This is a genomic window from Metallumcola ferriviriculae (assembly GCF_035573695.1).
GTDB classification, from domain to species: domain Bacteria; phylum Bacillota; class JADQBR01; order JADQBR01; family JADQBR01; genus Metallumcola; species Metallumcola ferriviriculae.
This window is the reverse complement of the sequence record NZ_CP121694.1, coordinates 2,438,568-2,451,909: the sequence shown is the minus strand read 5'-3', so window position 1 is coordinate 2,451,909 and position 13,342 is coordinate 2,438,568. Positions and strand designations below refer to the sequence as shown.

Below are 13,342 nucleotides of genomic sequence, written 5' to 3'. Positions count from 1 at the left end.
AAATAACTTGACAAAATGGTGCCTGGCACCATTTTGTCAAGTTATTGATGTTTAGACTGTGGTTTTGCTTTGGCCCATATTTGTTTGTTGTTGGGGAGCAGTGCCCTGCTGTAAGAAAGTCTTTACCCGGGTGATTTCCTGTTGGTCTGCGGGGGCGGCGGGCATGTACCAGCCTTTTTGGGTGGCTATCTGGCTGATCTGCTCCTGGTTTTGCTCCATCTGGTTACGCATTTGGATAAAAGACTGTTTTAACTGTTTGTTGGAGCATTCACTGGCTGCTTTGGTTAACTCACCAGCATGTACTTTGGTCATTTCCAGAGCATCGCTGGCCATGTCTTTATCTTGAAGCATAATTAATTACCTCCTTGTATAATAGATTATTGTAAAAACTGCTGCAGTGTTTGGACGTTTTGCTGCGCCTGCTTGGCCGCGGTATTGAAATATTTCTGCAATTGGGGGTCTTGTGACTGCTGGGCATAGGTCTGGCACTTAGTGGCACAGAGCTGTTCATCGCTAACTAAGTGGCGTAGACTTTGTAATTCCATTTGATTAAGATTGGCCATGGTTACACCTCCTTGCTCGGGGATTCAAATTTTTCCTTGTTTTAGTTTTGCCGACAATTCTTGATTAATACAGACATTTATGTGGGAATTTTTGCTTCATTTGGCAGGGATAAATTGGGCAAAGCCAGAATACATTGTATGGAAATTAAATACACCAAAGGGAGGGGTTTTACTAATGGCTGTTGTAGTTGATCGTGATGAATGTACGGGTTGTGGTTCGTGTGAAGAGGTATGTCCGACCGGCGCAATTGTAGTGAAGGATGATGATGTGGCAGCAGTTGATGCCGATGAGTGCACTGATTGTGAAAGTTGTGTGGATGAGTGCCCTACTGGCGCTATTTCCGGCGAATAACGATATAAAAAGTTTAATGCGAAAAGCGACCTGCTGTAGGGCTGTAGGTCGCTTTTTTTAATGTATAGGAAATTATGGGTTTCTGGTGGAAACAGTTAGCAATTTATTATAGTAGGATATAAAGGATTAATGTAGAATAAATCTGTTAGGAAACACATTTATCACTGTCGGGCTTTAACTTTATTACTGACTTTATTATTACCATTACCTGCGATACCGGCAGACACTAAAAATTTCATGCCGTCTTCTACGGGTATGTCCAACAGAGTAACCCGGTCTTTTGGTACCAATACCAGATTACCTGCCCACTGCATGGACTGCTGTACATAAATGGCCACGTGATCCGAAAGGCCAAATAGCTCTAAATCTTCGGCTGTGACAAAACCCAATACTTTTAAATCATTACCTAGATTAATCATGGCCATCTTGGAAAAACTTTTCTTTTCGCCGGTGAAGGACGAGATGGTGTCCTTTAAGATAGTGTAAATGGTTTTTACCAGTGGTGTTCTACTAAAGATACTGTCGATCCAGCTGAATATTTTATTGCTGAACCAGCTGGTAGCCAAAAACCCTACTAGGGTAATCACAGCCAGAGCAATTAGTAGACCTAATCCTGGCATGTTTACGCCATACTGCCGCAGAAATTGACCCACCAGGTTGTCACTGAAGGAAAATACCTTGGCGACTATAAAAACGGTGAGAAAGATAGGCAGCAGGGTAATCAGGCCGTTAATAAAATACTTTGCTATTCTTTTCATAACACAACTCCTTGTCCGTAAACTTACTACCATGTTACCATAATTTAGTGCCGCTTACTATCTTAAAAGAGTACCCAGCAGGTGAGAGAAAATTCCGGAGATTGGAAAACTTCCTGGAGGTGGTGAAAATAAAATACCTTGTCGGTCTATTAATACTACACGTCAACATATTTGCCATCATCTATTGGGTACCTGAGCCGTATGGAACTATTTTATTGATTATCATTGGAGCAGTGGGGCTGAGTTTTACTACACGCCGTTTTATGCGTTGGTTGAATAAGAAAAGAACGGGTAAATATTCCTCAAAATGATATTTTTTCTGGAAAATTAGCTGTTTTTGGGTTAAAATGTATGAGCATATAATTTTTTTGGTGGCATAAAGGAGCTGAAGTGATGGGCAGAAAATACCGCAATCGCCGACTGATGGCAGTAGCATCTATGTTGGTGATGGTAATCACATTTTTTTGGTATCAAAGTGCAGTGCAGGCCTACGAAATTGTTGTTGACGGCAAACCTGTGGCCCAGGTGAAAGAACGAGAGGAATTTTTAACTGCTTTGGAAGAATATAAAGAGCAGCTAAGCAAACAATCCGGCTATCCGGTAAAAGAAATAGGTAAAATCGAAGTTCGCGAATCAAAGTTGGACAAGCAGCGCTTGGAAAATGATATCAATAAGGTAATCGTCAAATCTGTAAAATTGGGAACCCCGGGATATCGGTTTAAGGTTGATGGGAAAAGTCTCTTTGCAGTTCGTGATAAGGAAAAGATGGAGCAGCTGCTGGAGGAATATAAAAGCCAATACCTGACGGGAATTGACGAAAATGCAGAAATCAAGTCAACTGATTTTAAGCAGAAGGTGGAAATAGAAGAAGCACTGGTAAGACCGGCTGAAATTTGGCAGTGGGACCGCATTAAAGAATTGATTTATGAGAAAGAACGGGAAGCGCGCATTGTCGAGGTGGACAAGGGAGACAACCTTTGGTTAATCGCCAGGCGTTATGACATGGGTTTGGACGAGCTCGAAATGCTGAACCCGGATATTGACCCTGAGAAGGTATTTCCCGGTGATAAATTGGTGGTGAAACCGTTTGACCCCAAGTTTGATGTGGTGGTTACCCTGGAAAATACGATTTCAGAACCAGTACCTTTTGAGACCGAATATCGTAAAGACGACAGTCTTTACCGGCGTCAAAAGATAGTGGTAAAACCCGGTGTCGAGGGTAAGCAAAACGTGACTTATGATATCGCCATGCTAAACGGCTTGGAATCAACAATGAATGTAGTGAACACGCAGGTTTTAGAGGAACCGGTAACCAGGATTGTCCGGGTAGGCACTAAGCAGACCGTTTCCCGGGGCGGTCAGCGTAATTACGGGGTAGTTCAGGGCCGACGCGTGTCCAGCGGTTACGGTTGGCGGACTCATCCTATTACCGGCCGGCGGAGTTTTCATGATGGTTTAGATATTGCCGCAAGGTATGGTACAGGCGCCTTTGCCTACGCTGAAGGGAAGGTAACCTTTGCCGGCTGGGGCGGTGGTTATGGTAGGGTTATTTATATTGATCACGGTAATGGCCTTCAGACTCGTTATGCTCATCTGTCTAAAATTAATGTTCGAGTTGGGGAACGGGTTGATACAGGGGAGAAAATTGGGGCGGTAGGTTCTACCGGTAACAGTACCGGATCACATCTTCACTTTGAAGTGCGTCAAAACGGCAGTACACGAAACCCGTGGAACTATCTGTAAATGAATATACGACAATTATAAAAACCTCAAGGTACAGTTCATAACTTACCTTGAGGTTTTTTCATGTCAGCATCGCAAGTCTTCTAGGCACCAGGCGATTTCTTATCAAAAGATTTTAGGCGGCGATTGTGACCGCCATCAAACTATCAGCACGTCCTCTTCCACTACACCCTGATAAAGGGGCTGTTCCTTAAGCACACTGCCTATCAAATCACGGAAGGTCATTCCGTTATGCTCCGACATAAAGGCCAAAGAGCCTTTGGCAGAGAGGGATGGTGTACCGTTAACATCAATGATATAAGGGTTACCATCGATGTCTTCCTTCATATCGATACGGATAACTCCCTTGGCTCCCAACGCTTCAAATGTTTTTAACGCCAAATGCTGCAGCCGAGCATAACGGCTATCAGTGGGGTAAAGGATTTGAAACTTATCTCGCTGTTCAGCTTCAATCTTCTTTACAGCATTGCTGCGCACCGGGAAGTTAGCAGGAAAACCCAAAATTGGCAGGACATACTTTTCCTGATGGCCCATGACGCCTACGGTAAATTCCTGCCCGGGCAGATAACTTTCTGCCAGTGCATGGGTAATGCCATAGCTGTTAACCAGTCTTTCCAGCACAGTGCGGAGTTCTTGCGCATTATTTATTACCGATTTCTCATCAATACCGATACTGTTACCGCCGCCGGTAGGCTTGACGAACATTGGATAATTGACCTGCCACTGGGCGGTGGCAATTTGTTCGGCGATATTATTGTCTGCCAAGTTAAAGCATACATGACGTGGTATGGGCAGTTCGGCTTCCTGCAAGACTTTATAGGTCAAGTCTTTGTTACGGCACAGTTCCATAACTTCCGCTGCCGAATGGGTGCTGACCACGCCCATACTTTGCAAAACCCGACGAATAGAGGCGGCGCCGCTGCCGTCGTACAAACTCTCGGGAAAATCCAGGTATCCTTCGGCAATAACAAATGCCCGACCGATATGATGATAATTGACCAATCGCTCTAATTGCTCTTGGTTTAATAAATTAACGCAAATTACATAGTGACCTAAAGCATGCAGTGCCTTTTTAATGTCATTCACCGTGTTGGTGCCGGCACATTCGGCATAAGCCCCTCTTTTTTGTGTTAATGGGACCCAGTTATAAAGAAAAAGTATTTCGTTCATTGACTATTCTCCTTTGAAAAAAATTAATTAGCAAGATATATTTTACGTCATCTAAGTAAAATAGACAACAGAAATTTTGTCGATATTAAGCAAAAGTTACTATATAGCACGATTATTTACTGTGAAAGGAAAATACCTGTAGAATAACTTAATATACACTTTAAATACGTCAGTATACTGCACAGTGCTTCCTAAGGAGGGAAAAACTAACTGAGCTGAAAAAATGTATCCCCAGGCAGGAATATTATTGGTTATAAAGAACTATACTAAATGCAAACGATTTGCAAAAGGAGTATAATCATGAATGTGAGGATAAATAAAGCAAGGCGGAGGGTCCTTATGATTTTGATACCGATGCTATTGCTGTCCCTTGTTGCATCAGGCTGCAGCCAACGGGATACGGCTCAGGTGGGAAATAATGATGGTAAAATGCAGGTATTTGTAAGTTTTGCGACTCTGGCGGAATTTACCGCATCTTTGGGTGGGGATTTGGTGACGGTACATTCATTGGTGCCCTCAGGTGCAGATGCCCATCATTGGGAACCATCTCCAAGGGATATGGCTGATTTGACCAAAGCAGAAATTTTCATCTACAACGGCCTTAATATGGAACCGTGGTTGGATAAAATCAAGAGCAGTGTTGACGGGCCCAGTTATATTTTTGCCGGCAAAGGTATGACGGTGACGGGGAATGAAGATCCGCATATCTGGCTTGACCCGATCCTGGCTGAGGCGATGGTGCGAAATATAGCCCGAGCGCTGGCAGAGGCGGATAAAGCCAACGCTGCCGCCTATAGGCAAAATGAAGAATCATTAATTGCCCGCCTGCAGCAGCTTGATGGGGACTACCAAAGAATTACCCGAGAATTGGGCCAGCGCTATTTGGTAGTTTCACATGGCGCCTTTGCTCATCTCGCTGCCCGGTATAACTTGACCCAAGTTTCAGTATTGGGCACTAATGCTGATGAAATGCCGAATCCAGCTAAAATGGCGGATTTAGTAGACTTTTGCCGCAGTAAGGGTGTTACTACAATTTACTATGCCCGTGGGGAATCCAGCCGGGTTGCCGAGACATTGGCTGAAGAGATAGGCAAAAATATGATGGCTTTGGATCCTATTGAACACGATATAGAAGGAGAAGACTATTTTAGCCGTATGCGCTTCAATTTAGAGCAGTTGGAACAGGGTATGTCCCGCTAAATGTCAGAAAAACTTGAGGTGAAAAAAATGCAACCGGTGCTGCAAACCAGTGAACTTTCAGTAACACAGGGAGGCAGGGAAATCCTTAAAGGTATTAATTGGCAGGTCTTCCCTGGGGATTTCACGGCCTTGATTGGCGCTAACGGTGCCGGCAAAAGCACCTTAGTAAAAGCAGCTTTGGGTTTATTGCCCCTTTCCCGGGGCGAAGTACGTTTGTTTGGCCAACTTCTCCATCGCTTTAAGAAGTGGGACCAAATCGGCTATCTAGCTCAAAATAGTGAAGCGATTAATTTCGGCTTTCCCGCTACCGTAACGGAAGTGGTCAGCAGCCAACTTTGTGCAGCCACAGGACTTTTTCGTGGTCCCAATGCTGACCAGAGACGGGCGGTATCAGCGGTATTGGCACAGGTAGGGCTCTCAACTAAGGCCCGGTCGCTGCTGGGTAATCTTTCCGGCGGAGAAAGGCAGCGCGTGCTGATTGCCCGGATGTTGGTTACATCGCCTCAATTACTAATTCTTGACGAACCCACCACTGGTCTTGATGAAGATAACAGCCGGGTGTTGTTGGAGCTGTTATTAAAACTAAACCAGGAACAAAATGCCGCGGTGGTTATCATCACGCATCATTTAGCAGATGTGGCAGGATTGGTGAACCAAGTTTACTCCTTATCCGGGGGAAAGCTAAAACTACCGCCGGTAGAATCAGAGGGAGCTAGCTTTAGCTCATCGGAGGTGATGTAATGGGGATGCTGCAGTATGACTTTATGCAGAGAGCATTTGCTGCCGGCGGGATAGTAGCGTTGGTGTGTCCGATGATTGGGCTATTTCTGGTGTTGAAGCGGTTGTCGTTGGTAGGAGATACATTGGCGCATGTATCTATGGCCGGTGTGGCTGCGGGTCTGCTGACAGGATTTAATGCCATGCTTGGTGCGCTGTTCTTTACGGTGGCGGCAGCGATGAGTATTGAATATTTACGGCGAATGTACCAGCGTTATGCAGAACTGGCTATTGCTATCATGCTTTCCGCCGGAGTAAGCTTGGCAGTGATATTGATAGGATTTGGCAGCGGCGATCTCAGCCAGCTGACTGCTTATTTGTTTGGCAGCATTGTCGCTATTACACTCATGGATGTTAAGATGATTGCATTATTAGGACTGGTAGTGATCATATTGGTTGTGCTTTTATATAAAGAATTGTTTTTTCTTACATATGATGAACAAGGTGCCAAATTGGCCGGGATACCCGCCAATGCAGTAAATTTCATATTTATGGCGGTCACTGCCGCTACTGTGACTATTACTATGCGGGTGGTAGGAGTCTTATTAATATCGTCACTGATGGTTATTCCGGCGGCGGCCAGCGTTCAGGTGGCCAAAAGTTTTCGACAGGCGGTTATATTGGCGGTGGTATTTGGGGAAGTCGCCATGGCGGTGGGTCTAACCGCGTCTTACTACCTGGCAGCTGCACCAGGTGGTACTGTTATTATGACAGCTGTGTTGATGTTGATTATTGTACTTCTATTTAAAAGCGGCCGGGCTAAACTAACTACCGGGGCGGTTGGGAGGGATGAAGTTGGCTAACCAAAATATCAAGGAAGAATTACAATCTCGGGGTTATAAGATGACCAAACAGCGCAGGGCCATTTTAGACGTAGTCAGCAGTGATACGCATACGGCCTTAACTGCCCGTGGCATTCATCAACGGGCCAAAGATATTTGCCCCGGGACCAACTTTTCCACCATTTATCGTAATCTTGAATTGCTAGCGGACCTGGGTATTTTGTCTGTGATACCGATGGAAGGCGGTCGTGCTTATGTTTTGGTAAAGGACTACAATCACGGTCATCATTTGATTTGTAAAGGATGCGGCGCAACCCAACTAATAGACAGATGCCCCTTAGACCAGATGCAGTTGGAAACTTGGGCGGGTTTTTTACCAACGGAACATCGATTTGAAGTTTTTGGCTACTGCCGGCGGTGCCAACGAAGAAAAACAAATAATGAACAGCATTCAGCTCAAACCATTTGACAGAGGGAGGACCTTATCATAAAAACAGATGTACTAAAAAAGGCGATACAGGAAAACTATGCTGCCGTTGCGGGAGGCAAAAGCTCAACGGGTTCAGTCACCTTACCCGGCGAGATTTATACTGAACGTCAATTAAGAGGCATGCCTAAAGAACTGCTGAAAATTTCCCACCCATGCGGCAATACCATGGCAAATGCTGACCTGCTGCCAGGTGACACTTTATTAGACTTAGCCTCTGGTGCTGGGCTGGATTGTTTTATCGCCTCGGGCACGGTGGGAAATGATGGCAAAGTTTATGGGTTAGAGTTAACCAAAGAAATGTTAGGTAAAGCAATTGAATTTCGCAGACAATTAGACATCAAAAATGTGCAGTTTCTGCATGGGGATATGGAACAAATACCGATGGAAAACGGCTCCGTGGATGTGGTTACCATAAATTGTGGTCTTAGCTTGGTGTCTAATAAGGAACGGGTGCTGGCTGAGATTGCTAGAGTGCTTACGACTAACGGGTATTTCGTGGCTGCTGATGTTACCAGCAAAAAGCCGGTGCCGCGGGAATTGCGAGAAGACGCTGATGCTTGGTCATGGTGCGTGGGCGGGTGCCTTACAATTAAAGAATGGGAAGGCCTGCTCAAAAGGTATTTCACAAAGTTTGATATTCGTACCCTGCAACAGTATCCGGTTGATATTGATGATAAAACGAAAATAACCTTCGAGACAGTTTTAATAAAGGCCTATAGCCGTTAACAGCAGTAAGACTAAATGTAAGCTTAACCAATTCTACTTTGGCACCGAAAGAGTGCCTTATTTTTTTGGTCGGAAAAAACCAATATCCCGGTATGGTGGCGTGATAATTCCAGTTCTTCTGCGCGAGAAAGCGTACCTAGATAGGGGCAGATGGCAACAATCGGCTGCCCTGCCAATATGCTGTTCAGATAACTTTCGAATGCCAACAATTCCGGTAGTCCATTTGTAAAACAAGAAGCGTTAGGCGAACCACTTCCCCACAATTGTGAAAACCCTAAATCAAAAGCGTTGGATAGTTCCTTAGTCCAGCTGAGTGCCGCCGCGGCGATGCCGCGTTCTTGGTAAAGACGCCGCAAATCCTTGATCACTAATTGGCCTTTTGCTTCTAAAGCCTCTAAATCTGTCCATTGGGCCGATGCCAGGGACCGAAAATCGTCGGGATCCTGCCACCAACAGCTTTTAAACAGCCGCGCTCCTTTTGCTAGCCCGGTATCCATGAAATCTAATTCCAACTGGAGCAAGGATTCGCTGTCTGTAACCAGAGCCATAATATGTTCTGATTTTTTTAGAACAGCAGATAGGGTAAAAGGCTTGTTGATGTTAACAGTTTCTTTATATTCAGGCCCAGCATGAAAGTGTTTTTCAACTACTTCCTGAGCAACACGGTATTCGCGTCCGATCTTGACAGCACTTAGTTTGCCGTTCTTAATCCAACGGTAAACAGTCATGGAATGCACCTTAAATAATTCGGATACTTCCTGAACGGTGAGTAAAGGTTTCAATCTTTATCAACTCCAAATAAAGAGTGTCAAAATCTACATCTCGAAATCATGGTATCCTGATTGATAGTTTTTGTCAATAATTGTAGGTTTCAGAAATATTAAGAAGGATTTTAGAATAAAATCATCGAAGAGTAAACGAGCTAACAACAATTAGCAATAATTAACATTGGTGTACATTGGGGAACATGGATTTTGATGGGGGTGAAAGTAATGGGTGGGGAGATGAAGCCAGAACAGCGCAGGAATGTCAGAGTTTTGCTGGCGGATAATTTTATCATTGCCAGGAAAAGCGTCCGCACTGCTTTAGAACAATTTGATGAGATTGAAGTTATCGGGGAGGTATCTGAAGGAAGGAATTGTATCAATCAAGTTAGAAATAAAGGGCCTGATATCGTAATAATGAATTCTTCAATAACTGTGGATGAGGGGATGGCTCTTTGTCAGCAATTAAAAGAGAACTTCCCGGATACCAAAGTAATCATCTTTTCTACCAGAGATGACCCGGAATTTGTAATGCGTTATTTCAATCAGGCCAGGGTTGATGGATATCTATCCAAAGAAAACACAGATATTAACGAATTACACTACATAATTACGAAAATTATTCAGGGTGGACGATTTGTTGACCCATTTGTAGCTGAGATACTACTGGGATTTCACGAAAAACAAAAAGATAGGGATATAAATGAAGAAAGGTTGGAAGATCTTACCCAACAAGAACTAAATATATTAATACTGTTAGGGCAAGGTTTGACAAATAAAGAAATAGCAGCGCAACTGTATTTAGGCTCCGGTACCGTGCGTAACTATGTTTCAAACATTCTCCATAAATTGGGGTTAAAAAGCCGAGCTGCTGCGACTATTTATGCTTTAAAACACAGTAAAATAATCGGATTTTTTGGTCCTCAGCTTTCCAAATCGGAAGGTGGGTGATAGAATATTATTGCATAGTGAGGGTATTTCACACCTAGGGGGGATTATCTGATGAAGGATTTCAAGCAGGTACTTAGGCAAATACATGTATTCGCCGGCCTTAACGATGAGGAATTGGACCAACTTGCCGCAATCGTATTATTTCGGCCTTATCGTAAAGGAATGTTTATTTTTATGGAAAGTGAACCGGGGGACGCTTTATTTTTTGTCCAGCAGGGACGTATAAAATTATCCAAAACGTTGGCAGACGGTAGGGAGCATATCCTTCACTTTGTTGGCGAGGGTCAGATTTTTGCTGAGGTATTGTTATTTGATGATGGCCCTTATCCTGCTACGGCGGAAGTGATGACTGATGCCACAATTGGCATTATCCGCAATAAGGATTTGGATATATTTTTACGAACCCATCCTGATACCAGTTTGAAAATTCTGAAGGTGATGAGCCGGCGGCTACGAAAAGCTCAAATGCAAATTCGCGACCTGGCTTTGAAGGACACATTTGGCCGATTGATGAGTACGCTGGTCAAGTTAGCTGGCGAGTACGGTAAGGAAACGGAAGAGGGTTTGTTGATTGATATTTCTCTCAGTCAGCAGGAACTGGCTAATATGATCGGTGCTTCAAGGGAAACGGTCAGCCGTAGTCTCAACGATTTGAAAAAAAGTAATGTGATAGATTTTAACCGGCAGTGCATCTTAATTAAGAATATGGAAAAGTTAAAAATGTGGATGGAATAGTAAATTCTTGCCTTGAAAGCGATACCTAATCCCTTGTGGGGCAATGGGGGATTGGTTATCGTTTTTTATTATTTTGGGCTGGCTAAAATTTGGCATTTTTGGTGGTTAATTGGGGAAAAGGGTGAAATTTGTTACATTTAGTAAAAAAATATGACATTTGTCAAATATGCAATAGTAGATATTAGGTGTATACTATATGCGGCCATATGAATAGGCCGTATGATTGCATTTGTGGTGTAGTTTGTTTTTGTAATTTTTGGTGGTCTACAACAATTAAGAAGAGGGTGTGGGGATGAAACTAAAAGCTAAATTAATTACTGCTTTTGTGATTTTAATCACAATTCCTATGGTGGCATTGGGTTATTCCGCTTATTCTAATGCTGCTTCTGAGATTAGGGTACAGGCGACTAATCAATTAAATGCGGCCTTAAAGGGCTTGGAACACGACATAACAGTGGAAAAAACGGAAATCGAGACTAATACCAGATTGCTTACCCAATTGGAGGATGTTACCGAAGCACAAGAATCACCGGAACATTTTGCTAAGGCCCTGGGTATTTTAAGCAACAGCAGAAATGCTTTGGACGATATGGTGGAGGACTTTTTGCTTGTATCTAAAGAAGGAAAAGTAGTGATTGACGGCAGTTACGGCGCTTATGCGGGTATGGACCTCTCCGACAGGGATTACTTTCAACAGTCGCTGAAAGGCAATGAAGCCTGGAGTGATGTCCTCACATCAAAACTCACCGGCAAACCCGCCTTGATATTTGCGTCCCCGGTAAAGGACAAGCAGGGTAATGTTTCAGCCGTGCTGGCATCGGTGGTTAAATTTGATTTGTTTGCCAAGATTGTGGATGAAGTGACAATTGGCAAAACCGGGTATGCGTACCTGATTAATGCCGAAGGTCTAATTTTATCTCATCCGGTTAAGGATAAAATTATGAAAGAGAATTTATTGCAAACGGGCAGCGATGAGTTAAAAGCGATTATCCAGCAGATGGTGCAGGGTAAGTCGGGGTTGGATGAGTATACTTATGAGGGTGTGAAGAAGATGTTGGCCTACGGCCCGGCAGGCCAATGGGCCGTCGGAATTACCTTGCCTCATAAAGAGTTTTTGGCAGCGGCAGTAAAAATTCGAAATATTACCTTAAGTATTACTTTGGGTGGGTTATTACTTGCGTTATTAATAGCTCTTCTGGTTAGTAATCAGATAGTGAAACCCGTCTCTGCTCTAGTTACTGAAATGGAAAAGGGCGCCGGTGGGGATTTGACCGCTAAGGTTGCGACTAAGGGCAAAGATGAGATTTCGGTATTGGGAAATACCTTTAATATAATGATGAGCGAGCAGCGGAAGATAATTAAGAATGTGTTGGCATCTGCTGAAGATGTGTCCGCGTCCTCAGAAGAACTTTCCGCTTCAGTTGAGGAGACCAGTGCGGGTATGGAAGAGGTCAGTTCTTCTGTACAGCAGATTTCGGCGGGGATGGAGCAGAATGCTGCAAGTACAGAGGAAACAAGTGCTTCGGTGAGCGAAGTAGCAGAAAGTGCCAAGGATGTGGCAAAGCAGGCCGAACAAGGGGCCCGGGAAAGTAAGTCGGCGCGAGAATTGTCTGCAGAGGGCGGCAGGAATATGGCAAGGAATTTGGAGGCCATGAAGGGTATAGAAATAAGTACCCATGAAGTGGCCGAAGCCATCGAGAATCTTAAGGCTGCTTCTGAAAAGATAGGCATTATTACTGAAACAATTGATAGTATTGCGGAACAGACAAACCTCTTGGCGTTAAATGCTGCTATTGAGGCGGCCCGCGCAGGTGAGCACGGTCGTGGGTTTGCAGTAGTGGCTGATGAGGTACGAAAACTTGCGGAAGAAAGCAGCAGTGCCGTAGATGAAATAAACCTGCTGGTGAAAAATATCAGTGAAGGGACGGCTCAAGCGGTGGATAAGATGCAGTCCGGTGCGGCGAAAGTCAAACAGGGTACCAAGCTCTCGGAAGAGGTGAAAGGAAATCTTGGTACCATAGAAAGGGCAGTTAGTAAAGTGGATGAGATTATGGCTAACATAGCGGCTGCTGCCCAACAGCAGTCAGGCGCCGTGACACAGGTAGCCGCGGCAATAGACGATATAACTAGGACTACCAACGACGCTGCCTCTAGCACGGGTAATATCGCCTCCAGCACAGAACAACAAAATGCCACCATGCAGCAACTAAGCGGCACCAGTGAAGAACTAGCAACTTTGGCCGAAGGTCTAAATAAGTTAGTTAAGGATTTCAAAATTTAGAATAGAAAAGTCAGAATGTAAATAGTGTAAGCTGTGGATTGAATAATCAA

At 44.1% G+C, this 13,342-nt stretch carries 15 protein-coding genes; 10 read left to right on the top strand and 5 right to left on the bottom strand.

The window, feature by feature from the left end; genetic code table 11:
* Positions 1-51: 51 nt before the first annotated feature.
* Positions 52-351, bottom strand: coding sequence for a spore coat protein (locus tag MFMK1_RS12235; protein WP_366921985.1), 300 nt, complete (start codon positions 349-351; stop codon positions 52-54).
* A gap of 26 nt (positions 352-377) precedes the next feature.
* Complete coding sequence (locus tag MFMK1_RS12230; protein WP_366921984.1) at positions 378-563, bottom strand: hypothetical protein; 186 nt, start codon at positions 561-563, stop codon at positions 378-380.
* Between the two features lie 175 nt (positions 564-738).
* Here MFMK1_RS12230 and MFMK1_RS12225 point away from each other — a divergent pair, with 175 nt between their 5' ends.
* Positions 739-915 (top strand): 4Fe-4S binding protein, encoded by a 177-nt coding sequence (locus MFMK1_RS12225; RefSeq protein ID WP_366921983.1) that lies wholly within the window; start codon positions 739-741, stop codon positions 913-915.
* A 161-nt stretch (positions 916-1,076) separates the two neighbouring features.
* On the opposite strand, the gene MFMK1_RS12220 is transcribed toward MFMK1_RS12225, so the two are convergent.
* A complete protein-coding gene (locus MFMK1_RS12220) occupies positions 1,077-1,673 on the bottom strand; it encodes a DUF502 domain-containing protein (protein WP_366921982.1) in 597 nt (198 codons plus the stop codon).
* A 393-nt stretch (positions 1,674-2,066) separates the two neighbouring features.
* Here MFMK1_RS12220 and MFMK1_RS12215 point away from each other — a divergent pair, with 393 nt between their 5' ends.
* Positions 2,067-3,416: a peptidoglycan DD-metalloendopeptidase family protein gene (locus MFMK1_RS12215; RefSeq protein ID WP_366921981.1), complete on the top strand. Its 1,350-nt coding sequence runs from the start codon at positions 2,067-2,069 to the stop codon at positions 3,414-3,416.
* A gap of 138 nt (positions 3,417-3,554) precedes the next feature.
* On the opposite strand, the gene MFMK1_RS12210 is transcribed toward MFMK1_RS12215, so the two are convergent.
* Entirely contained in the window at positions 3,555-4,586 is a 1,032-nt protein-coding gene (locus MFMK1_RS12210) for a D-alanine--D-alanine ligase family protein (protein ID WP_366921980.1), read from the bottom strand.
* Between the two features lie 339 nt (positions 4,587-4,925).
* Here MFMK1_RS12210 and MFMK1_RS12205 point away from each other — a divergent pair, with 339 nt between their 5' ends.
* The 5 genes from MFMK1_RS12205 (at position 4,926) to MFMK1_RS12185 (ending at position 8,561) form a co-directional block, all read left to right on the top strand.
* Positions 4,926-5,786 (top strand): metal ABC transporter substrate-binding protein, encoded by an 861-nt coding sequence (locus MFMK1_RS12205; protein WP_366921979.1) that lies wholly within the window; start codon positions 4,926-4,928, stop codon positions 5,784-5,786.
* Between the two features lie 27 nt (positions 5,787-5,813).
* Positions 5,814-6,527, top strand: coding sequence for a metal ABC transporter ATP-binding protein (locus tag MFMK1_RS12200; protein ID WP_366921978.1), 714 nt, complete (start codon positions 5,814-5,816; stop codon positions 6,525-6,527).
* Complete coding sequence (locus tag MFMK1_RS12195) at positions 6,527-7,366, top strand: metal ABC transporter permease (protein ID WP_366921977.1); 840 nt, start codon at positions 6,527-6,529, stop codon at positions 7,364-7,366. Before MFMK1_RS12200 ends, MFMK1_RS12195 begins: the two co-directional genes overlap by 1 nt.
* The gene (locus MFMK1_RS12190) at positions 7,359-7,814 is read left to right on the top strand and encodes a Fur family transcriptional regulator (RefSeq protein ID WP_366921976.1); all 456 of its coding nucleotides are present in this window, start codon (positions 7,359-7,361) and stop codon (positions 7,812-7,814) included. Before MFMK1_RS12195 ends, MFMK1_RS12190 begins: the two co-directional genes overlap by 8 nt.
* 141 nt (positions 7,815-7,955) lie before the next feature.
* Positions 7,956-8,561, top strand: a complete 606-nt coding sequence (locus MFMK1_RS12185) for a methyltransferase domain-containing protein (RefSeq protein ID WP_366921975.1) — start codon at positions 7,956-7,958, stop codon at positions 8,559-8,561.
* 23 nt (positions 8,562-8,584) lie between these two features.
* On the opposite strand, the gene MFMK1_RS12180 is transcribed toward MFMK1_RS12185, so the two are convergent.
* Entirely contained in the window at positions 8,585-9,343 is a 759-nt protein-coding gene (locus MFMK1_RS12180) for an MEDS domain-containing protein (protein ID WP_366921974.1), read from the bottom strand.
* Between the two features lie 210 nt (positions 9,344-9,553).
* On the opposite strand from MFMK1_RS12180, the gene MFMK1_RS12175 reads away from it, so the two are divergent.
* The 3 genes from MFMK1_RS12175 to MFMK1_RS12165 all read left to right on the top strand — a co-directional run bounded on the left by MFMK1_RS12175 (position 9,554) and on the right by MFMK1_RS12165 (position 13,292).
* Positions 9,554-10,276 carry a response regulator gene (locus tag MFMK1_RS12175; protein WP_366921973.1) on the top strand — a complete coding sequence of 241 codons (723 nt, stop codon included), beginning with the start codon at positions 9,554-9,556 and terminating at the stop codon, positions 10,274-10,276.
* A 51-nt stretch (positions 10,277-10,327) separates the two neighbouring features.
* Positions 10,328-11,011: a Crp/Fnr family transcriptional regulator gene (locus MFMK1_RS12170; RefSeq protein WP_366921972.1), complete on the top strand. Its 684-nt coding sequence runs from the start codon at positions 10,328-10,330 to the stop codon at positions 11,009-11,011.
* A gap of 292 nt (positions 11,012-11,303) precedes the next feature.
* On the top strand, positions 11,304-13,292 hold the full coding sequence (locus MFMK1_RS12165) for a methyl-accepting chemotaxis protein (RefSeq protein ID WP_366921971.1): 1,989 nt from the start codon (positions 11,304-11,306) through the stop codon (positions 13,290-13,292).
* The last annotated feature ends 50 nt before the right edge of the window (positions 13,293-13,342 follow it).

Coding starts and splice junctions, on each gene's coding strand:
- MFMK1_RS12235 (WP_366921985.1), bottom strand. CDS start 351: ATGCTTCAAGATAAAGACATGGCCAGCGATGCTCTGGAAATGACCAAA.
- MFMK1_RS12230 (WP_366921984.1), bottom strand. CDS start 563: ATGGCCAATCTTAATCAAATGGAATTACAAAGTCTACGCCACTTAGTT.
- MFMK1_RS12225 (WP_366921983.1), top strand. CDS start 739: ATGGCTGTTGTAGTTGATCGTGATGAATGTACGGGTTGTGGTTCGTGT.
- MFMK1_RS12220 (WP_366921982.1), bottom strand. CDS start 1,673: ATGAAAAGAATAGCAAAGTATTTTATTAACGGCCTGATTACCCTGCTG.
- MFMK1_RS12215 (WP_366921981.1), top strand. CDS start 2,067: ATGGGCAGAAAATACCGCAATCGCCGACTGATGGCAGTAGCATCTATG.
- MFMK1_RS12210 (WP_366921980.1), bottom strand. CDS start 4,586: ATGAACGAAATACTTTTTCTTTATAACTGGGTCCCATTAACACAAAAA.
- MFMK1_RS12205 (WP_366921979.1), top strand. CDS start 4,926: ATGATTTTGATACCGATGCTATTGCTGTCCCTTGTTGCATCAGGCTGC.
- MFMK1_RS12200 (WP_366921978.1), top strand. CDS start 5,814: ATGCAACCGGTGCTGCAAACCAGTGAACTTTCAGTAACACAGGGAGGC.
- MFMK1_RS12195 (WP_366921977.1), top strand. CDS start 6,527: ATGGGGATGCTGCAGTATGACTTTATGCAGAGAGCATTTGCTGCCGGC.
- MFMK1_RS12185 (WP_366921975.1), top strand. CDS start 7,956: ATGCCTAAAGAACTGCTGAAAATTTCCCACCCATGCGGCAATACCATG.
- MFMK1_RS12175 (WP_366921973.1), top strand. CDS start 9,554: ATGGGTGGGGAGATGAAGCCAGAACAGCGCAGGAATGTCAGAGTTTTG.
- MFMK1_RS12170 (WP_366921972.1), top strand. CDS start 10,328: ATGAAGGATTTCAAGCAGGTACTTAGGCAAATACATGTATTCGCCGGC.
- MFMK1_RS12165 (WP_366921971.1), top strand. CDS start 11,304: ATGAAACTAAAAGCTAAATTAATTACTGCTTTTGTGATTTTAATCACA.